The organism is Thiomicrorhabdus sp. (genome assembly GCF_963662555.1).
GTDB lineage: Bacteria > Pseudomonadota > Gammaproteobacteria > Thiomicrospirales > Thiomicrospiraceae > Thiomicrorhabdus.
In genome coordinates, this window is sequence record NZ_OY759719.1 from 2,325,162 (window position 1) to 2,346,804 (window position 21,643).

22 protein-coding genes are annotated in these 21,643 nt (G+C 37.2%); 4 read left to right on the plus strand and 18 right to left on the minus strand.

Annotated elements, in window-relative coordinates; translation table 11 throughout:
• Positions 1–2: 2 nt before the first annotated feature.
• The 12 genes from flgK to ACORJQ_RS10550 form a co-directional block, all read right to left on the minus strand.
• On the minus strand, positions 3–1,793 hold the full coding sequence (gene flgK / locus ACORJQ_RS10495; protein WP_321324329.1) for a flagellar hook-associated protein FlgK: 1,791 nt from the start codon (positions 1,791–1,793) through the stop codon (positions 3–5).
• A gap of 42 nt (positions 1,794–1,835) precedes the next feature.
• Positions 1,836–2,303: a rod-binding protein gene (locus tag ACORJQ_RS10500; RefSeq protein WP_321324331.1), complete on the minus strand. Its 468-nt coding sequence runs from the start codon at positions 2,301–2,303 to the stop codon at positions 1,836–1,838.
• A 15-nt stretch (positions 2,304–2,318) separates the two neighbouring features.
• Complete coding sequence (locus ACORJQ_RS10505; RefSeq protein ID WP_321324332.1) at positions 2,319–3,419, minus strand: flagellar basal body P-ring protein FlgI; 1,101 nt, start codon at positions 3,417–3,419, stop codon at positions 2,319–2,321.
• A gap of 431 nt (positions 3,420–3,850) precedes the next feature.
• Positions 3,851–4,576, minus strand: coding sequence for a flagellar basal body L-ring protein FlgH (locus tag ACORJQ_RS10510; protein WP_321324334.1), 726 nt, complete (start codon positions 4,574–4,576; stop codon positions 3,851–3,853).
• Positions 4,577–4,641: 65 nt separating this feature from the next.
• Positions 4,642–5,433: a flagellar basal-body rod protein FlgG gene (flgG, locus tag ACORJQ_RS10515; protein ID WP_321324336.1), complete on the minus strand. Its 792-nt coding sequence runs from the start codon at positions 5,431–5,433 to the stop codon at positions 4,642–4,644.
• A 14-nt stretch (positions 5,434–5,447) separates the two neighbouring features.
• Positions 5,448–6,191, minus strand: a complete 744-nt coding sequence (locus ACORJQ_RS10520) for a flagellar basal-body rod protein FlgF (protein WP_321324338.1) — start codon at positions 6,189–6,191, stop codon at positions 5,448–5,450.
• Positions 6,192–6,514: 323 nt separating this feature from the next.
• Entirely contained in the window at positions 6,515–7,957 is a 1,443-nt protein-coding gene (locus ACORJQ_RS10525; protein WP_321324340.1) for a flagellar hook protein FlgE, read from the minus strand.
• 128 nt (positions 7,958–8,085) lie between these two features.
• On the minus strand, positions 8,086–8,778 hold the full coding sequence (locus ACORJQ_RS10530) for a flagellar hook assembly protein FlgD (protein WP_321324342.1): 693 nt from the start codon (positions 8,776–8,778) through the stop codon (positions 8,086–8,088).
• A 15-nt stretch (positions 8,779–8,793) separates the two neighbouring features.
• Positions 8,794–9,204 carry a flagellar basal body rod protein FlgC gene (gene flgC / locus ACORJQ_RS10535; RefSeq protein WP_321324344.1) on the minus strand — a complete coding sequence of 137 codons (411 nt, stop codon included), beginning with the start codon at positions 9,202–9,204 and terminating at the stop codon, positions 8,794–8,796.
• A gap of 22 nt (positions 9,205–9,226) precedes the next feature.
• Positions 9,227–9,628, minus strand: coding sequence for a flagellar basal body rod protein FlgB (gene flgB, locus ACORJQ_RS10540; protein ID WP_321324346.1), 402 nt, complete (start codon positions 9,626–9,628; stop codon positions 9,227–9,229).
• A 395-nt stretch (positions 9,629–10,023) separates the two neighbouring features.
• Positions 10,024–11,457, minus strand: a complete 1,434-nt coding sequence (locus ACORJQ_RS10545) for a hypothetical protein (protein WP_321324347.1) — start codon at positions 11,455–11,457, stop codon at positions 10,024–10,026.
• Between the two features lie 10 nt (positions 11,458–11,467).
• A complete protein-coding gene (locus ACORJQ_RS10550) occupies positions 11,468–12,439 on the minus strand; it encodes a chemotaxis protein (RefSeq protein WP_321324349.1) in 972 nt (323 codons plus the stop codon).
• Positions 12,440–12,615: 176 nt separating this feature from the next.
• On the opposite strand from ACORJQ_RS10550, the gene flgA reads away from it, so the two are divergent.
• From flgA to ACORJQ_RS10570, 4 genes are all read left to right on the plus strand, one after another.
• Positions 12,616–13,365 carry a flagellar basal body P-ring formation chaperone FlgA gene (gene flgA, locus ACORJQ_RS10555; RefSeq protein ID WP_321324351.1) on the plus strand — a complete coding sequence of 250 codons (750 nt, stop codon included), beginning with the start codon at positions 12,616–12,618 and terminating at the stop codon, positions 13,363–13,365.
• A gap of 118 nt (positions 13,366–13,483) precedes the next feature.
• Entirely contained in the window at positions 13,484–13,792 is a 309-nt protein-coding gene (flgM, locus tag ACORJQ_RS10560; RefSeq protein ID WP_321324352.1) for a flagellar biosynthesis anti-sigma factor FlgM, read from the plus strand.
• A 9-nt stretch (positions 13,793–13,801) separates the two neighbouring features.
• Entirely contained in the window at positions 13,802–14,290 is a 489-nt protein-coding gene (locus ACORJQ_RS10565; protein WP_321324353.1) for a flagellar protein FlgN, read from the plus strand.
• A gap of 270 nt (positions 14,291–14,560) precedes the next feature.
• Complete coding sequence (locus ACORJQ_RS10570; protein ID WP_321324354.1) at positions 14,561–15,151, plus strand: PilZ domain-containing protein; 591 nt, start codon at positions 14,561–14,563, stop codon at positions 15,149–15,151.
• Between the two features lie 184 nt (positions 15,152–15,335).
• Here the strand turns inward: ACORJQ_RS10570 and ACORJQ_RS10575 are convergent, their stop codons facing one another.
• The 6 genes from ACORJQ_RS10575 to pepN form a co-directional block, all read right to left on the minus strand.
• Complete coding sequence (locus ACORJQ_RS10575; protein WP_321324355.1) at positions 15,336–15,623, minus strand: hypothetical protein; 288 nt, start codon at positions 15,621–15,623, stop codon at positions 15,336–15,338.
• Positions 15,624–15,698: 75 nt separating this feature from the next.
• Positions 15,699–16,241, minus strand: coding sequence for an LPP20 family lipoprotein (locus tag ACORJQ_RS10580; protein ID WP_321324357.1), 543 nt, complete (start codon positions 16,239–16,241; stop codon positions 15,699–15,701).
• A 70-nt stretch (positions 16,242–16,311) separates the two neighbouring features.
• On the minus strand, positions 16,312–16,557 hold the full coding sequence (locus ACORJQ_RS10585) for a hypothetical protein (RefSeq protein ID WP_321324359.1): 246 nt from the start codon (positions 16,555–16,557) through the stop codon (positions 16,312–16,314).
• A 15-nt stretch (positions 16,558–16,572) separates the two neighbouring features.
• The gene (locus ACORJQ_RS10590) at positions 16,573–17,739 is read right to left on the minus strand and encodes a hypothetical protein (RefSeq protein WP_321324361.1); all 1,167 of its coding nucleotides are present in this window, start codon (positions 17,737–17,739) and stop codon (positions 16,573–16,575) included.
• Positions 17,740–17,840: 101 nt separating this feature from the next.
• Entirely contained in the window at positions 17,841–19,274 is a 1,434-nt protein-coding gene (locus tag ACORJQ_RS10595; protein ID WP_321324362.1) for a penicillin-binding protein activator, read from the minus strand.
• Between the two features lie 52 nt (positions 19,275–19,326).
• The gene (pepN, locus tag ACORJQ_RS10600) at positions 19,327–21,639 is read right to left on the minus strand and encodes an aminopeptidase N (RefSeq protein ID WP_321324363.1); all 2,313 of its coding nucleotides are present in this window, start codon (positions 21,637–21,639) and stop codon (positions 19,327–19,329) included.
• Positions 21,640–21,643 lie beyond the last annotated feature (4 nt).

Sequence of the window (21,643 nt, forward strand, 5' to 3'; positions counted from 1 at the left end):
TTTTATCTTCCTACCACGCCTAATAGCGTTTGAAATATTGATTGTGAAGTTGAAATTATTTGTGCAGCAGCCTGATAGGCATGCTGATATTTAATTAGATTGGCAGCTTCTTCATCTAAACTCACCCCTGAAATAGACTCTCTTTGATCAACTAGCTGCTGAAAAACATTAGTTTGTGCGGTAAGTTGAATATCAGAGTTTCTTACGTACATCCCAACATTAGATGCCATTTTAGAATATCCACCCAATAAGGTTTCTGAAGCTTGACCGCTTTGATCTGCAAATAAAATTTTGGCCGACTGTAAACTAGCCATATTGGCAATATTCACATTATCTCCGTCAGCGGCAGGCGTTGGATTGGTATCCGCTGGATCTGGTGATTGTCCACGTGTCGCAATAGAATCTGTATCAGTTGTTACGGTGGCAAAGTCTTGCAAAATTTGTTGATGCGGCTTAACTAAAAAGCTGTCTCCAGCTACATTTGTATTAGCACTTAAATCAAACAATAAACCATCTAACTGAAAGGTATTAGCCACGGTTCCAGGAGTAGGCGTCAGTTCTTCGTGAGTGTTTTTATCATAAAACTTATACCCTGCACCATCGGCTTTAATTTCATATTCGCGTGAAGCAAATTGGCCTATCGCTGAAAAAGCATTTTCTAAATAACCTTGTTTTTGAATGTATGTACCCGCTTCAGGTAAAGAATATGGCGGTTCTGATACACCTTGATTAGGATTAAAACTCACCTTAATGGCACTACCATCCTGTGCGTTATTTACCTCTCCATAAACCCCATCAATTTCTAGAGGTTTAAAGATATTGCCTCCAGGTTGATCGTTTACATCATACCCTTGATAATTCTGCCAATTCATTGAGCCAACTAGGCCGTTTAAAGCGACCCCTAAATCGTTTTGAGCTTGATCAAGCATATTGGTTCTAAAATCAAGTACTCCACCTAACTCGCCCCCTGAAATTCGATCACTAACTACCTGTGTCGCGCCATTGATAGTCATGTACAATTCAACACGATTTTCATCTTGGTATGGACTTAAAGCAGCTTTGATTGGAACAATTTTATTGTCAGCTAACAGAGGCAATTTACCATCATTAGTAAATAAATCTAGTCGCCCATCTTTTTGTGGAAAAGATTTAATGTCAATGTATTTACTCAGCTCCATAATGGCTTGATCACGCTGATCAAGTAAATCATTAGGTGGTTGCTGAGAGTTACTTAAAGCTCTTTCAACCTGAGAGTTAATAGTCTGGACAGTCTGTAATCGATTATTAATCTCTACGGTCAAATCTTTTATTTGGTTATTAACCTGCGCTTGAGTATCGTTTAGTATTGACGTTAAATTTGAGATATGACTACTTAATCCGTTAGCTTGATCTAATACAAGTTGACGACTTGTTGTTGAGGTTGGGCTATTAGCTAACGTTTGTAATGAATCAAAAAAACCTTGCACAAACTCTTGCACACCAGCATCATTTCCGGCAATTACGCCTTCAACCTGACTTGATAAACTGGCTTGTAATTCATAACGGCTTACCATCGCATTACCGTTATTCAGTTGAGACTGCAAATACTCTGCACTGATTCTTTCTACTGAATCAACCTGAGACCCGCCACCCATAAAGCTTGTTCCCACAGTATTCGGCGAGTTACTAGAAATTTCAGCACGCTGACGACTATAACCTTCAGTACTCACATTAGCGACATTATGACTCGTTACATCCAATGCTTTTTTAAAAGTCATGGTTGCTGAAGAACCTATCGTTAACATATCAGCCATAACGTACTCCTATTTCTGCTCAGTATATTTTTTAATCTTTATTTACTTGATATTTCTTAGTTTTAGAACCGCTTCCGTAGAAGGCGTAACATTTTCGCTATCTAAAATCTTTCCCTGCATATTCGTTTTTTCCACCATCTCGGGTGACTTAGCTTTTTCAACAGCAGGAAGACTAGGTAGAAGGTCCTCTACTATCTTATCGGCAAAACCCAAGGTTCCTTTAGCCGCTAAATCTTGAGCGAGTTGTTTATCATGCCAATCTTTATAAAAATCACCTTGATTTCCGTCTAACCAACCATCATCAAAACTGACTTTTCTGGCCTCTTTAAAAACCTGCTGAACAAAAATTGCTTCAAACTGTTCTGCAACTGGTTTTAAGGCTGATCGCTGGTCTTCTCTAGCCTTTTGCTTGAGCTCTTCTAAACCTTGAATATTGACATAATTTTGATGCGACTGAAGCGTGCTATTATTTTCTGGCAATGTTAAAGGATTACTTTTTATATCCATCATATTACTCCTCAATGATTAAATAATCATCAAATCTGCCTTAAGAGCACCAGATTGTTTTAACGCTTCCAAGATAGCAACCAAGTCGCCAGGGGCGGCTCCTACCTTATTCACAGCTTGCACAATATCATTTAAAGAAGCACCTTTTGGAAACTTAAACATGCGTCCTGTGCCATTTTTTTGAACATCTACAACTGAGCTTGGTGTGACGGCTGTATTACCACCTGCAAAAGGATTAGGTTGAGAAACATCTGTATTTTCTGTGATTTTAACAGTCAAACCACCATGCGTAATCGCAGCTGGGCTAACTCTTACATTTTGTCCAATGACCACCGTACCCGTTCTTGAGTTAACGATGATTTTGGCCGCGCCTTCACCAGGCGTTACTTCAATATTTTCTAACAGCGACAAAAAGGCCACACGTTGATTAGGCAGTCTTGGTGCCATTACTTCAACAGACTCTCCGTCCAATGCATTTGCGGTGCCTGCCCCAAGTTTTTTATTAATTGCATTCACTAAATTTGATGCCGTAGTAAAGTCGGCATCTTTTAAATTTAAAGTAATAGTATTGCCCAGATCAAATCCCGTGCTAACAGTTCTTTCAACCATTGCACCGTCTGGAATTCTGCCCACACTTGGAACGTTAATGGTAATTCTTGAACCATCCGCCCCACTTGCATCTAACCCGCCAACAACCAAATTACCTTGTCCCAAAGCATACACATTACCATCCACCCCTTTTAAAGGGGTTAGTAATAAGGTACCACCTCTTAAACTTTTTGCATTACCTAGAGAAGAGACCGTAATATCAATTTTTTGGCCTGACTTAGCAAAAGCAGGAAGCTCTGCATGAACGGCAACCGCGGCTATATTTTTAGAATTAGTTTTTACTCCTGCCGGAACTTTGATACCAAACTTATTTAACATACTAAGTAAGCTTTGCTCGGCAAAAGGGGTCTTATCACCAGAGCCGTTCAAACCAACAACCAAGCCATAACCAACCAATTGGTTAGCTCTCACACCTGCCACATTGGCGATATCTTTGACTCTTTCGGCGTAACTACCGCTACTCCAAGAAAGCAGTAATGTCAAAATGATGACTATTTTTCTGTTATACATCGAACAATCCCCTGCGTAAGGTTTTTTCTGGTTATGAATAGCTCTAATGGCTCATTTTATATTTTTATCCATCTCTTTTCTAAAGAGGGACTTTTCTATTAACACTTTAAGCATAGCCTGTGCCAAAAAAATAAAAAAATCTAAGGTATATAAGAATATGGCCGATACAGTTTCTTATGAACAAATAAAATATGAAACGTTAAAAACGAAAAATTGAAATAAACAAAGTAAATTACCAGGCCTGGTAAAACAAAAATAGAGAGATAAAAGGGAAAGAAAAAACCGACTTGCAAAAAGGAGATTTAAAAACAAGCCGGTAAAAAATGGTACAGGCTGCTAACAAAGTAACAACCTTAATGTAATTTGAACAGATAAGGATTTTAACTTATTTATTAAAAAAATCCAAGCATTAACAGATAGTTACCACCCTTCTAAAGTGGCCAATACTTACTTAGCCACTGACTAGCTACACCCGGACGAGCATTATTTCCCGCCATACCGACGTCTTTATAGACAAGCCTAACATCGGCAACTTTTTCAGAGGCAATCGTGTTGTCTGGCTGAATATCTTCTGGACGAATAATACCTGCAAATTGGATCACTTCATCGCCATCATGGATGGTAATCCATTTCTCGCCGCGAATGACTAAGTTCCCATTAGAGATAACCTCAACAACAGTGACCGCAATAGACCCCGTTAAACTTGAATTTTGTTTAACATCACTTTTACCAGCAAACGCCCCCTCTGAACCATAACCTAAACTTAAACCTTTTAATGGAGAAGCAACCGTACTGATAGCATTACCAATTACATTATTAGGCGTTGTCACACTAAAGGGAGTGCTTACCCCATAATCCTGGCTGTTTGATTTATTATATTTAGCTTCATCTTTCTTTTTAGCCGTCATGCTTTCGCTTAATGAGATGGTGATAATATCACCCACCTTGTGAGCTCGAGCATCGTTAAATAAGGTCATTGCACCCGCCTGATAAAGTGAGCCATTTTTAGGCTGTTCAGCTTGCGGTATATTTAACGGATAACTTGGAGCATAACTCATATGCTGTAATCTTTCTGGTGTACTAGAACAACCCGTTAACACCAGAGAACTTAATACAAAACTCAGTATTAATAGTTTTTTGTCTGTTAACTTTTTCATTATTCTCATCCTATATTTTTTGCTAAGTAACTCATTCAAATCATATTGAACCTAGTATTGTTAGCTTAGGTATTATTGTTTAGGTACTGCATCATGCCATCAGCTGCAGAGATTGCCTTTGAATTCATCTCATAGGTTCTCTGTGCCTCAATCATGCCAATTAATTCTTCAACGGTATTTACGTTAGAAGCCTCTAGAGATCTTTGTGTTACGGCACCAGCTTCTGCGGTTTGAGGGTTATTAATGTTAGGAGTTCCACTTGCGGTAGTCTCTTTGTAAAAGTTATGCCCTATTGACTCTAAACCTGCTGGATTAATAAAAGAGGCTAATTCAATTTGACCCACTTGGTTTTGATCAATATTTCCAGGTTGACTAACAAATACCGCACCATCTCGAGAAATAGAAATATTTGTCGCATCTTGAGGAATATTGATATTAGGTTCCAATAAATAACCCGAAGAAGTTACAACATCACCATTTTGGTTTACCTGAAATGAACCATCACGCGTGTACATAAGATTGCCTTCCTGATCCAAGGCCTGAAAGAAACCTTTACCTTCAATGGCAACATCCAATTCATTACCGGTTACCATCAAGTTACCTTGTGTATGGATTTTTTGCACCCCTACGGCTGTAACACCAGTACCAAGTTGTAAACCAGAAGGCAGAGTGTTTGCTATATCTTGAGAGGCTTGTGCACCTGGCTGTCGAACATTTTGATAAAGTAAATCATCAAATTCAGCACGGCCAGATTTATAACCATAAGTATTGGCATTCGCTAAGTTATTAGAGATTGCCGCTAAGCGAAATTGCTGGGCTTCTAACCCTGTTTTTGCAATATATAAAGCTCTGTTCATTTCAATCTCCTAATTTAACGAATCGACAATAATGAGTCAGATTTTTGAGCATGGCTTTTGGCGGTTGACATCATTTTTACCTGCATCTCATATTTTCGTGATAACTCAATCATATTCACTAAAGCTTCAGCGGTATTCACATTACTCCCTTCCAAAGCTCCACTTACTACAGAAACTGGTTCTTGCACTAAAGGAGCTGTACCTGGTTTTAATCGAGCATAGCCATCTAAACCTTTTTCTAAATCTGCAATATTAGGTTTAACCAAACGAATACGATCTAATACTACTAGCTGATTGCTTTGTGAATCTGCCGGTACAATAGAAATAGTGCCATCGTCACCTATTGTTATACTTTTAGTGGGTGGAATATTAATGGGTGTACCGCTTTCATTTAAAACAGAATTACCTTTAACATCAACTAAGTTACCGTTTTCTAAAACTTGCATACTAGCGGTTCTAACATAGGCTTCATCACCCGTAGGTGATTGAATACCAATAAAACCATCAGAGTTTGTGGCAATATCCAAATTACGGCCTGTCACTTTTATGGCACCCGCACTAAAGTCCGTCGCAGGCCTTTCGTCCATTGAGTAAGCTCGGGATTCCCATCCCGGACCTTCAACATGCTGTGCTCTAAAAATATTAAAATCTTTTTTAAAGCCATCGGTATTCGCATTCGCCAAATTATTAGCGTTATTAGCTTGTGAAAGCATAACTTCCTTAGCTCCGCTCATTGCGATATACAGCATACGATCCATGATGCTTACTCCATATTTATTTGGTTTTTGCCAAAACTGTTCTAGTCAAAAAGAGGATGAAAACCTATCACTTTCATCCTGTTAGCTTGAAACACTTTTATATAATTTTGGGTCTAAGTGCCCGGATGTGTTTCCCTTATGTGTTAGCATTTTGTCACGCTATTACGTTCAAGGAATATTTAGCAGAGATTGTGCCAAAAGAATTGTTTTTTTAACTAAAGATTTTAGAAGACGGCCGATAAGCCTATATAGAGAGGTTTTTTTAAATAAAAAAGCCGGCAAAAAAATGCCGGCAAGACCAGAAAAGGGTTTAGTTAACTCTTTTATAAATTCAAAATTGTTTGAGTCAACTGCTGTGATGTTGAGATAACTTGAGCTGATGCTTGATACGTTCTTTGAGTTTGAATCATGTTAACTAACTCAGCGGCAGTATCAACGTTGGAATACTCTAGTGAGCCTGACACGATAGAACCAAAACCATTATTCTCCGGCTGACCTAACTGAACAGGACCTGAAGCAAATGACTGCGCGTAAGTCTGTCCACCTAATTTTTCCATCGCATTTTTATCTGCAAAGTTAGCTACCGCTAACTGGGCTACAGGAATAGAACGACCATTTGAGTAACGTGCCTCAATAACACCATTAGAAGCAGTACTTAAGCCTACTAAATCACCAATTGAATAACCGTTTTGTGTCGTACCGCGCTGATTATAACTACCAGCAAACTGACTCATATTACTAAAATCTAGTGAGATACCTGCAAGATCACCTAGCGGATCGGTTGCACCTGTAACTGGGTTATCAATAACAAAGTCTAATGCTGGTGTAACTTTTGCATCAGGAGTTGCACTAGTAGGGTCAAAAGCCCCTAAAAATCCGCCATTAGTATCAAAGCGAAGCTCATAAACCTGGCCTTGATCGCCGGTTCCATTTACATGCCCGGTATAGGTTGTATTGCCCTGAGCATCAGTTGCGGTAATTGAGTATTGAGCAAGCCAAGACGTATATTTAACACCAGAACCAGCCGCAACGGTATTACCATCAGCATCAATCAAAGAAGTCGCCTGATCAACCACGTCATTTTTATAGAAATTAGAGTTTAAAGTGTGTTCACCACCTAAACTATCGTGAATTGTCATTGGATAAAAATAATCTGGAAAACCATCATAAGCATTCAAATTATCATCGCCAGGAGTAGTCAGTTGTGCAATGCTAGCACCCACTGAAACCCCGTTAGAGTCAACGTTATTAATCTCTTCACCATCTAGGTTAATGTCATACGTCATTTCAGATGTTGCTTTAGGCTCTTTATTTAATGCATCTAAATCCATTGAAGATAATGCAGTACTAAAGACTGGATTGGCTTCAGTAGATAAGGCTTCATTTAATAAATACCCCTGTACCTTATTACCAGTTTGATCTGTTAAGAAGCCATCTTTATCCAATTTAAATGAACCATTACGAGTATAAACATTGTCATACTTACCAGTTTGGTCTTCAAGAACAAAAAAACCTTCCCCATTCATTGCCATATCCAAATCTCGGCCAGTACCGTTTACAGTACCTTGTGTAAAGTCTTGGGTAATCGATTCTACACGAACACCAGCTCCTGGAGAGCTTTGTGCACCTGCAAACATATCTGCAAACTCTGCTCGCGAGGCTTTAAACCCTACAGACTGTGAGTTAGCTAAGTTGTTAGAAATAACGGCCAACCCGCTAGATGCAGCATTAATACCACTTAAAGCATTTAAATCAAATGAAGCCATAATGACTCTCCCGTTTTGCTTGTATTTTGTTTATCAATTAGGTTGACACTCTCTGTGTAGCACAACCTCACATAACTTATTCTTAAGGAATTAATCAACTTAATATTGATTAACATTTCTTATAATATTTAACCGCTAATCTCGCGTACTTTATCCATACCCACACGCTCTCCTGTTGCTAACGTAAGCGTCATGCCACCATCTGCACTTACTCCAACCGAATTAACTCTTGAGGCCACCACAGTATCAATCGATTTTAAATCTCCATTTTCATCCGTTCCATAAGCCGTTAACGAGTAAACACCAGATGGCTTAGAACGTTCAAAATTATCCAAACCATTCCAATCTACGACTTTCTCTCCGGCCTGCATATCGTCTAAATCCAATTCTTTTACAACACCATTTTCATCAGTAATAACCACTTTTACATCAGTTAATGGCTGATCTGCAGATAATCTAAATTGCGATGCAACATCTTGAGTATGGGAAAAATCTTCGCCATTAACTTGAACATTCTTACCAATAATAGAAGCCGCTTGCATGGTTTGTAAATTTTGAAACCCCTGTGTCATCGCCAAAATAGACGCATTCATTTTGGTAGTTGCTTCTAACTGACTCATTTGAGTTAAGTCGGTTACAAAACTTGTCGGATCCATTGGTTTTGAAGGGTCTTGATTTTGTAACTGAGTCGTTAACAACATCAAAAAATCAGCCTGACCCATAACATCTTTAGGAGCAGATGCACTTGGATTACTGTCTTGCTGCATAGCTTTTACGTAATCAGCATTACCCGTTGTCACGCCTGGAAAATAATCTGCCATAACCTACTCCTTTACCTATTTGCCCAACTGAATGGTGCGTAGTAATAACTGTTTTGAGGTATTCATTACTTCGATATTTGTTTCATAAGAACGCGATGCTGACATCATATTGGCCATCTCTTCAACCACATTTACATTAGGCTTATAGATATATCCGTTCTTATCTGCCATAGGGTGATTTGGGTTGTACTCCATAATCGGAGGTGCTTTGCTTTCAGCAATCTCTTTAACCCTAACTCCGCCTGTTGGCTCGTTACCCTGCCCCTCTAAAATAGTTTGAAAAACAGGTTGTTTAGATTTATAGGTTTCATCTTTATTAGAGCTGACACTATCAGCATTAGCCATATTAGAAGCGATGGTATTTAAACGCACCGTTTGTGCATGCATCCCAGAAGCGGAAATATCTAAAATATTGAACATTGACATCGTTATTTCTCCTTACTCATGGTTATTCACCACGAAGTGCTCCTCGAATACCAGAAATCTTGCCATTTATAAACTCTAAAGTGGCTTGTTGTTGCATGGCGTTTTCCATAAACTGGGCTTTTTCAATATGGGTTTCAACCGTATTACCATCCAAAGAAGGTTGTGTTGGCTGTCTGTACATTAAGTATTGTGATGTAGAGGTAAAGTCATCTCCAGAAATATGGCCCGAACTGGTTTTTGCCATCTTAATTTCATCACCGTTGTTTACATGAGATGTCGCATCTTGCATCGCTTTTCTAAAGTCGATGTCTCTAGCCTTAAAATTAGGCGTATCTTCATTAGCCAAGTTATTAGCTAATAACTCTGCTCTTTGCGTTCTGATTTTTAAGGCTGCTTCATGAATACCAAAAATTGACTCTGACATCTCACTTTCCTTATCTGTTTTTTATTTGGGTATTTTTTTGACACCCCAATAATCTATTAGTTAAGAGTTAGCAACAGAGATGCCAAACTTCGTTTTTTTCTCCTATTCCTTTAAAAAAGGCTAAAGTTTTTAAAAAATTGCCGGTTATCGGCTGATTTCTGAAAACTTTAATAAAAAAACGGAAAAAATTGCCGCATGGCATACAACATAAAAAATTCTCTTTATAAAACAGTTGATTACTTAAAGAAAAAAATACCTTTTAGATGAATTTACCAGGCCTGGTAAATTTAAAAACCTTTGAATATTTTCAAAATTCCTTAAATCGCAGACATAAAAAAACCTGTTAAAAACAGGTTTTATATTGCTGTCAAAACATTTACAGTAATTTAAATTCACTACCAAGCTTTAACAATATCGCCCACCTGAACGATGCCTTTTTTTGCTGTTATCTCTGCGATTGCAAATTTTGGCATAATTCGAGTAATCTTTAAAAAAGCACCTGGAATTTGATCTGTTCCTAAATTCATGCCGTTAAAACGAACAGGTCGGCCTGTTTTGTGATAAACCGCCAAGTCGTCGCCAACCTTAGCTCCTGAGTTAGCATTTAGGTAAATCACATACTCATTATCTCGCACATCAATAATTTCACTTTCAAACGATTTGCAGTGTAAATAATCAAGGGCATCATTCACCTCTTGCTCAAGAAGAGCATGAAACACTTTGCCTGTATCAGTAGCAAAAAAAGCATTGGTTCCAAAAGGTCTATCTCGGCCTACCGTAACATCACCTTTTATATCAAACCCGCCACGTGATTGATGCACAATTTCATTACGCATTAAATCAACCACATACCAATCCGTTTCAATATGACGTTCTGTAGGTTTAACTTCTAAATCGTAAAGGCGTTTCATGCTATTAAACACGGAGTCTTCTTGATGAGATGACATTGAACGCAAAATAGTTAAAAGTAAATATTGTGCTCCTGTTTGATTACGAATTGATGCCAGCAATTCAGGGTCTAAATTAGGGGCGACTTGCAAATTAGGTTGTAAATCTACTGGCTGCTTTAATAAGGTATAGTTTTTATAGCCTTGATTACGAATACGACGATCTAACTCTAACTGGTAACCATTCAGCAAATTAGAGATATCATTAGCCTGACTAGCGTGAGCAAATACAGCAGGTGCAACTGCTAAACGGGTTTGATACTTGTTACCTGGTAAATTAGTACATACTCCCCGCTCCTCAGTTAAACAAACATTCATGGTCACCTCGTAATTTAAAGACCCTTCTTTTGTTTTGCCATACATATCATCAGAGTCTTCATACCCTTCTTTAAGAACCTCAAAACTTTTTACCTTACTATTTGAGATAAAACGAGTACTATCAAGCTTGAGTTGATAGGCTTCAACTGATTGATCTGTTTTAACCACAACATTGTTTTTTAAACTGGCTTGCTGTAAAGCGTCTCTAATTGCCATTTTTCTGGCAAATGCTTTACTTACATCTTTAGAACTGGCAGAACCCTTAACCACAACACATTGCTCGCTGCTATCAGATTGTTTTACTGCCGATTGAGAATCGTGCCTTGAAGCTTGAGGCTTAGACATGCCTGAGTAAGAATTTGAATCATGCCCAATGTTGTTATTTTTAACATCATCTTTATTATCTTCATTATTTTCATTATCACCATAATCTACAGGACATTTTTGTTCTGGTGAATTAGGGTTATCAATACAAGAATCTGGGCTTAAATATAGCGTGACATTGTTGGCCAAACTAATTGAGCTATAAATCAAGAAAAAAATACCAAGTATCGTTTTATACATATGTAATTCTCTAGGCCTGGTGTTGTTTGGCTCTATTTACTTCATCAATACGATTAACGACCGTATTGGCTAACTCATCCGAATGCCATTTAGACAAAAATACATTAGCCCCAACCTTTTCGGTTAGGGTTTCATTAAAACCGCCACTAAGCGATGAGTTAAGCACCACAAAAATATCTTTTAAGCGATCATCTTTACGAATACTTGAGGTTAACGTATAACCATCCATCTCTGGCATTTCAATATCAGAGATTACCATCAACACTCGATCACTCACCCTAGGGGAAATTCCTTTATCGGCATCGTCAGCCCATTTTTGTAAAAACTCTAAAGCCAATTTACCGTTGTTGACAATTTTATTGGCAATACCCATTTTGTCGAGAATACTTTTTAACTGAGTACGTGCAACGGTTGAATCATCCGCACCTAAAACAAAGTACTCTTGATCTTTAGTCTTACCAATGTGTGATGAAATAAACTCATCGGATACTTCATTACTCAAGCCTGAAACTTCAGCTAATACCTTTTCAACGTCAACAATTTGTACAATTTGCTCTTGAGCACGGGTAATACCTGTCAAATAATTAACATTTTGTAAACTATCTGGTGGAGCCAAGATATCTTCCCATCTAAGATGCACAATACGATCTACATCTTCAACCAAAAAACCTTGAATTGAACTGTTGAACTCCGTGACTATCGTCAAACTCTCTGAATATTTTGCTGGGTCCACTGGCTCTAAATCAAGTGCCTTGGCCAAATCAATCATAGGCATGGTTTGCCCACGAATATCAGCAACTCCTACTACTCTAGAATCGGCCTTAGGAACAGAAGAAATTTCAGGCGTGCGAATCACTTCACGCACTTTAAATACATTAATACCAAACAACTGCTTCCCTTTTATAGTAAAGAGAAGCAACTCCATCCGGTTCATACCTGCTAGAGAAGTTCTTTGATCAACCCCTTTTAAAAAGCTCGCCATGTTAACGCTACCTTATTCCATTTAATCTGTATGCATTCTTAAAGCATCTATTGTATAACTCAAAATGTTTTACGTATTACTTTACTTACTATTCGGTTGACTTGAAAAAAAACAAGCCACTTAGGTTGCTTTCATGTCACTTTAAAAGCCAACTCCAGTCATGTTAGACTGAGCACATGAAAAAAATTAAACCATTTATTATGTTTTGGCTCATGCTTAATTTGGCATTTATGTATATAAATGCTCAAGCAAACCAATCAATAAACCAACATCCTTCTCCAACAGAGCCTGAAACACAAGTCTATCAGTCGCTTGAGGAAATACATGAATTGGTCTTAAAGCATGTTAAGCAAAAAATTGACCAAAAAATATTTGACCCAACAATTCAGTTGAGAAAACTTACTCCAGATTTAAAACTTCCAAAATGTCTAATACCATTACGGTTGGTTGATAAAAATCTAGAAAATGTGGCTGGACGAATGACCATTAGCGTTTTCTGCAACAAACCCAATTGGAGAGTTTTTGTCCCTGTTACCGTTGAAGGCAAAAAACCTGTTGTTATTTCGACTCATGGAATTCTTAAACGTGCCGTTATAAAACCTGGAGATGTTCGTCAAGTTTTATTAAATTACAAACATATACCTTCTGGCGGAATGATTGACCCCAATAAAGTTATTGGCATGAGAACCAAAAAAGCCATTGCTCCTAATGCCGTGATTAAAATAAGAGACTTGCAACCACCTTATTGGGTATTTAAAAATAAACAAGTCAATATTATTACTCGTATTGGTGGCATTGAGGTAAAAACCAAAGGTACCGCTTTAGATGATGCGGTGGCTGATGAACAAGTTCGTGTTAAAAACAATGCATCTGAAAAAATCATTAAAGGCATAGTTATTGCTCCTAACGCAGTATTGATTCCATAAACTTTTTTAGAAAAATAAGTATTTTTTTCTAAAGCTTTCTAATATCTGCCGTTACAAATATTAGAAACAATACACAATACTGTTAAAATGACAGTAAATACTAGGTGAGGCTAGAGAAATGGACATTAAAAATTTAACGACAAGCGTCGCGGCCAATAGAGCTAATGACTCGGTTAAACCGCAGCTAAAAGGCATGGAAGAAGGCAATAAACAACTTTCTTCAACTGCAAACACTGATAAAGTCACGCTAACCGATGTTTTGTCTCAAGTAATGGATTTAGAGACTCAATCTAAAGACGTAAACATAGATAACTCAGCAAAAGTAGCCGCTATCAAAGCAGCTGTGCAAGATGGTTCATACCAGGTTGACACTCAAAAAATCGCTGAAAAACTGATTCAAACTGAAGCACTGTTCGCAAAGGCTTAATTCATCACAATGACTGATCAACTAAACGAATTAAATTCTAATCAATTTCCCTCACAGATTGAGGAATTAGTTCGTTTATTGAATCAGTTTTCTGATGTACTTGATACAGAATCAAACTGTATTAAAAAAAACCTACCTGAAAAACTTATTGAAAATGCTCAAAATAAAAATGCCTTAGCTGATCAGTTGAGCAATGCAACTAATCGCATTGAAAAACAACTTGAACCTTTGAACTTAACTCTAACCACATTAATTGATCACAACAGTTTTCAGATGCTTAGTGCCAACACGCAAGCAAACATTAGAGACTTAATGGTTAAAATTAAAGACTGTCATGATAAAAACCTTGCCAACGGCATGTCAATTCAAATGCTTAGCAATATCAACAAGCATGCTTTGGATTTAATCTCAGGAAAGCCGCAAGATTTAAAGCTCTATGGTTCAAGTGGCGAAAAAACCAATAGCAGCAGTTCTCAGGGCTCTCTAGGTAAAGCTTAATAACAAAAAATTCTTTTTGAGAATTTCATAAAAACCGCATTACCTTTTTCTTTAATTCCTTTCAAAAGAAATCCCCTAAAGATAAACCCTGGCGTATTTAATGCTTATTCAAGCTTTATTAAACACTTATTCTTTAAAATAGAATCTAAATAATTTTTTATGATTAAAGAGACTTTAGTGTTAAGAGTTATTTTGTAATAAACTAACGCAATCCATTATTGAGCCATAAATAATATGCTCAGCCTTTTGATATGATTTAGAGAGACCACTATGCGTAAAGACCAACGTTCTTATTACCGAATTGATGTCATCATGCCATGCAGCTACCGTATTTTGTCACAGGAAGAGGCTGAAAATACTTTACTGCCCACTTCTCCAGATGCTAAGTACATTGAAGATTACTTTATGGAAAACTTGACTCAGTTAGATGAACAAATCAATGAAGTCATCTCACATATTAATCAAAAAAGTTCTCTTCTAGCCACTGCGTTAACCGCAATGAATAGTAAAATCAATTTCTTACTACAAACGGTAGATGAGAAACAGCTCTCTAGAGCAATTCCGCAAAGATTAGTGAATTTAAGTGGAAGCGGTGTTGCTATTGATGTAGAAGAAGATGTTCAGATGAGTGATAAGGTTGATTTACTGATTAAACCTCTACCAAATGAATCTCCAATCCTCGTGCGTTGCAATATTATAAAAATCACACCATTAGCAGATGGATCTTCAACAGGCTCTACAATTGCCTTAGAATATACCTCTCTTTCAGAAGATGATCGAAGAAAACTTGTCTATTTTGTTCAAGCTAAAGAAATTGAGTTTGCTCAGAAAAAACGCAATAAAGAAGAAAAAAACAAATAAACGCTTTTCATTATAAGCAATCCTCTTATAAGTTAATTAACGACCCAGTTTTAATTCAGACACAAAAAAGCCCCTTAGTTGAATTGAAAAAATTCATTTTAACTAAGAGGCATTTTATAAATTTTGAGTAATTTGAGTAATCTAAATATTGGCTTGTGGGTATTAACTTACTAACGTTATTAAATTATGGATAAGCATAACGCTTATCACGTCTTTCTGCCTTTTTAGGTGAGTTTTGATCTTTTAACAACCCAGAAAGCTTTTTTTCTAAAGCTTGAATCTTAGCCAATCCTCTATCTACTTTTAAAGCATTGTCTTTTTGTGATTCAGCAGAGTCTTTAATAACCTTATTCTGCTTTGCCACCTTACTTTCTAGTATACGAACTCGCGTACTAATACTTGCCGCATCAGCGACACTTTGCCACATAAACAAAGATAATAACAAACCTACTAAGACTTTTTTAATCTTCATGTCATCACACCTTAATGTCCCTTACCCATTAACTAAATATCAAATATTTTTTGGATATATAGCTATAAGGCAATCTTAGTAAGAACTTATTTTATAAGCGGCTTCAGGCTCTACAGCTTGCGTCTTTGAGCTCGAGTAAATAAAAGCCTCTTCAAAGAATTTTTTATCTACATAAACCTCTAATACAGTTTCATAGTTTTGATCAGCCATTGGAGTAACACTTACCACTCTAGCTCCTCTTACCACAGCATTAACACGAGCTCTAAAGCTATCATTTTTTGCCGTTAAGGTAGAGACAGATGTATTACTGTCAATTTTAATACCATATAACTGTTCAGCAAGCGCTCTATAAGCATCCAATTTAGAAGCTCGAATTGCCATTAAACGTCTTTGCCCAGGAGTGTAAGCAGCGTAGGTACTTTCTGCCCCATAACCAATACCTGTAATCTTTAATAATTCAGCCTTTTTCTCAGGTTGGTGCTGTGGAACAACTTGAACCGGAGCTGCCTGCTGAGCTTGGACTGGTGCTGCAGAAGGTGAATCAGACTTAATCTCATTACAACCGGACAGAACAGCTACACTGGCTAACCCTGCTATTAAAAATGAACGTTTTTTCATGGTTTATACTCCACTTTTACTCAAATATTTACTCAAAAATTTAATGTTTATACTTAATCTATTTAGCTATTTAGTTACATTGATTTAGTTTTGCAGAGCAATCTAAATCATTTAAATCGTATTCTTTTGCAAACTGATAATTTCTATTCAATTGCTTAGTTGAATAATAATCAGGTTTTTTCATTGTCCTTACTTCAACCAGACCCACTGTTTGACCAAATTTAACCGTTTTACTTTTAATGTTGGTTAATAAGGAACTATCACTGCAACCTGTTAAAAACATAGTTAATACACAAACGCTTAGTCCTAGCTTCATAAAGAACACCTAAATTTATGGATAAGAATCCGTAACCGACTGGTCATACATACCTCCATCAGGAGCACTGTATTGGTATCTTTGTTTATTGGCGGCTTCTTTGGCCTTTTCTTCTTTGGCCATTTTTTCAGCTTGCTCTAATAAGACCTGTTTCTCTACCGTTTTAACACTATGTATTAAAGAATCGTACTGTGCCTGAATTTTTTTCACTCGGCGATTCACTTCATCAATACGTCTTTGAGCAGTAATTAACTTCTTATTTACCGAACTCACTTTACTCAGCAATGCAGGATCTTGTGATACTGTATTTTTTATCGCCTCAGTATGCGTTACAGCAGTTACTGCAGCTGGATTAACCATTGGTGTAGTGCCATGTGCTCCTTGATTTGCCATATGCGCATTACTAGCGTGACTACCAGGCTTGTTTTGATTTCCTAAACCGAGAGGATCAAGTACTTCATTTTGTGCCGCCTTACCAACGCCGCCACCCACTTGACCGATATCAGCAGAAAGTTGTTCAAATTGAAATGCTAAAGCATCCAGCTTTTTCTCTATCGACTTAACACTTTTTTCAGCAGACTTAACAGACTGCCCATTATGTTCGCTTGAGACCTTAATCGATTCAATTAAGGTTTGTGTTTCCTCATCTATACCTGCAGAGGAAGCTGATAAAGCACTCCAAACACCGATACCTATTCCAACAACTGCTAATACACTAAGAATAGAACCAAAGATAATGATAAGTTTTTTTATAGAATCCATATCTGCCGCCATTTTCTTGGAATTTTTTGCTTCTGATGCTGAGTCTCGTTTTGCGAGAATCTCGTCGTTTATAGAACGATCCTTAGTATTATCAATTTTAGAATCTGTACTTTTTTCAGCTTCTACTGATTTTACGGCTGGCTCTCTAACTTCTTTAGACTGTAAAACAGGCTCAGAAACACCAATCACTTCAGGTTCGCCATCATCGGTTGCAACTAAATCATCGATGGAATCAAGCAAATCTTCTTCAGTTGCCTTTATATCTTCGGCATTATCAGAAATGTCAAAATCATCAAGCTGATCATCTGGCACAACCTCTTCATCAGCAACTTCTGACACAGCTTCCAGCTCTGCCTCGTCTAATAAAGCATCAATACTTTCAAGATCATTAGGATCAAATGTTTCGTCAGTAGTTGCCACTAATCCTTCCTTAAGCATACTTAGAGTAATAACAAGTTGTTACCACCCAAGGCACAAACTTTATGGGCAAATTAGAGTAATAGATAGATAGTTTGTTTAATTCATTCAGAAAAATTAACAAACTTTTCGAAGACACCATCATCTGCCCAGTAAACATCTGGCAATAAGTGAAATTGTCCATTAGCATCACGAATATAAGTTCCGTTAGCCGTCTCAATCAAGGTATCTACATCAGATGAAAGATTGCTTGATTTGACAATTTCAATCGCCACACGTCCTAAAGCATAAAATAGGCCATTATTAGAAAATGATTGTGATTTTGATTTATTGTTTGTCATTTCAGTTGACAAAGAGAGAGGTAAAACAGCAAATGTTTCTTGCCATGCATCAAGATGGTTAAGCAAGTAGTTAGCTGACGGGTTCTTACTCGGATACCAAATATGAGTAATGGGTTTAGAGTTTCCAATAAAATTCAAATAAGGTGCAACTTGGATAGCAAGGTTTTGAGGTACAAAAGAAATAACCGCATCTATATCTTTACGAGCTCTTGGCGAAAACTCTAAGTGGGTATGCAATACTTTTTGTAACCAAGCTTTACGAGCCTCAGACTGATTAATATTTAAACCATCATCAATTGCCTGACCAACTGTTTTCTCTATATCTTTAGAAATATAGCTCTCTGCATGTGGATAATTAGACCAGGCCTGTAAAAATGCTTCCTCAAGCTCTTGGGAAGTTGGTTCTGGTTCTTTTAACACCAATACACGCTCATAACCTGCTTGATTAAGGATTTGAAAAACCTGCTCTAAACCCGCTTGTTTTCCTGGAGACAAACTAAATTCATAATTCGTAAAAGAGGTCACATCATTAAAATAAAGTGTTTGAACTCCAGTCTTTAGTTCTTGCCATTGAGCGATTTTTTCTTTTTGCAATGGTCCAAAAATAAAACTCGGATCATAGTATTTTAAAACCTCCCAGGCTTCAAAAGCTGAATCGTAAATAGCTAAATCTAAAGCGATTAATTTGCCTTCAAAACCGGCCTCTGTTAGGCCTTTCTGTAACGCTTTTTGAATACTTGCTCCCACACTGCCATAAACACCAGTCACAGGAAGCACTATAGCAACTACCGCATTTTTGTCATGCATTGGAAAATCAATCGATTTGCCCGATGAAAAAAACGAAAAAAATGATGAGCTTTTCTTAGGAATAGACTCAACATATTTTCTTAATCTTTCTATTCGCGCTTGAAAACCAGGCAGAATATATTGCTTATCAAGCTGATTTAAATACTGCTTTACCTGCTTTGCATCACCGTGCTTTTGAGACATTTCAGCACGAAGGATCATGATTTCTTGATCTAACCGCTTAACCTGTTGTAATCGAGAACTAGATTGATTTTGCCTATTTTCATTACCCGCATAAGCACCTGATTGTTTTGACCCTTTTAGCAGTTCATCCCACTCACTTGCATAGGCAAAGGTTGCCATAGGCAAAAAAATCACTAGCCAACTAAACATTACAAGCCAAATTCGCATTACAAAAACCTTATTTTATTGATGCCGTATTAGCCATCTATTAACCCATGGCTTAGGTAATATTAAGGGATTTAGACACAATCTCATAAACATCTTTAGATAAGTTATCTGTTTTTAAGATGCTATTTAAGGCCTGTTTCATCATCTCTTGGCGTTGAGTGTCATACCTTTGCCAGTGAGTGAATGGTGCCACAATTCTAGCCGCAACTTGTGGATTAATGGCATCCAGTTTAATCACTTGCTGTGATAAAAAGGTATACCCTTCACCGTCTATACGATGAAAGCCCAGCATGTTTAAACGACCAAATACTCCTAAAACACTTCTCACTCTATTTGGATTGGTATAACTAAAATCTTTAAGCTCTACCAGTGCCTTAACATGTTCTAAGGCATGAATATGATGAGAAGAGGCTTGAAGTGTGAACCATTTATCAAGCACTAAAGAATCCTCTTTCCATTTAGAGTAAAAGCTCTCTAAACAGACTTGTCTTTGCGGGCTATCAGTATGTGACAAGGTTTCTAATGCCGCTAAGGTATCAGTCATATTATGTGCGTTATTAAACTGATTTACGGCTTTATCGATATGATTATCTGCACTCATTAGATAGTTTAAGCAAATATTTTTTAATTTTCGATTAGCAATATCATCTTTTTGATATCGATACACCTCTGAAGAATCACTTAATTCTCTATACAGATCTGTAAAGACCGATTCATAATGATTTGCCAATGCCGTTTTTATCCAGCGGTGGACGTGATAAATTGCATCAACATTAATCTGTTTATATTGCTCACCGATATAAGTGAAATCTGGTAATGTCAAAGCAAGTGCTCTTAATGCATTATCTAAAGAATGATTATTTAAAACACCGCCAAACGCTGCTATAAAGTTCTTAGACAGATGCAAATCTTGTTCATTCTCATAAGCGACAATATTACGACCAATCTCTCTTAAGGCCAAAGACTGCATAGATTCCCATTGCACAAAACTATCGGTATCAAATTGTACCAGGCCTGCTAAATCCTCATCACTCTGCTGATAATCGAGAATGACTGGTGATGTAAAACCTCGTAACATAGAGACAACAGGTTCAACCGTTACGTTTTCAAACTTAACGATTTGTGTATTTTTAGTTAAAGAAACTAATGCTTCATAATCCGTTATCTTAACAAAATCTTGACACGATTCAGAAACCTCTAAAGCCAATGACTGACCTTGTTTTGAGAATAGAGCAAGTTTTACCGGCAATAAAAGTGGCGTGAAGTTATTTTCTAAAGCAGGAATCGTTTGGGTAAATTCAATGGTTAGACTTTGAGCTCGTTGATTATATGAAGTGACTACTGAAAGAACAGGCGTTCCATTTTGTATATACCATTGATGCATTTGAGATAAATCGACATCATTAGCATCTGCCATTGCATTTCTAAAATCATTCACCGTCACAGCTTGACCGTCATGTCTTTTAAAATACAAATCCATTCCTTTTCTAAAACCTTGCTCACCCAGCAAAGAATGGTAAAGCCTTACTACTTCGGCACCCTTTTCATAAACTGTCATCGTATAAAAGTTATTCATTTCAATATACGACTGAGGCTGAATGGGATGGGACATCGGGCCAGCATCTTCTGGAAATTGATTACTTCTTAAACGCTTTACATCTTCAATTCGTTTTACGGCTGGAGAGAGCATATCCGCAGTAAACTCTTGATCTCTAAAGACCGTTAAACCCTCTTTAAGAGTTAATTGAAACCAATCGCGGCAGGTTACTCTGTTGCCTGTCCAGTTATGAAAATACTCATGACCAATTACTGCTTCAATACCTTCATAATCAACATCAGTAGCTGTTTCAGGTTTTGCTAGTACAAACTTAGAGTTAAAGACATTTAACCCTTTGTTCTCCATCGCCCCCATATTAAAATCATCAACTGCAACAATCATATAAATATCTAAATCATAAATAAGACCAAAACGTTCTTCATCCCATTTCATTGATTTGATAAGTGACTTCATAGCATGTTCGCATTTATCTATGTTTTTTGGTTCAACATAAATTCTAAGATCCACATCACGATCATCTAATGTACGGTATGTATCTTGAATATATTCAAGATTACCTGCAACCAGAGCAAATAGATAACAAGGCTTTTTAAATGGATCCTGCCAAACAGCGTAGTGCTTATTATTTGGGAGGTCTCCAGAATCAATCAGATTTCCGTTAGATAGTAATACGGAATTTTCAGATTTGTCTGCAATGATCTTAGTCGTGAATAAAGTTAAAACATCAGGCCTATCCATAAAGTAGGTGATTTTTCTAAAACCTTCCGCCTCACACTGAGTGCAATAATTACCACTTGTACGATACAAACCT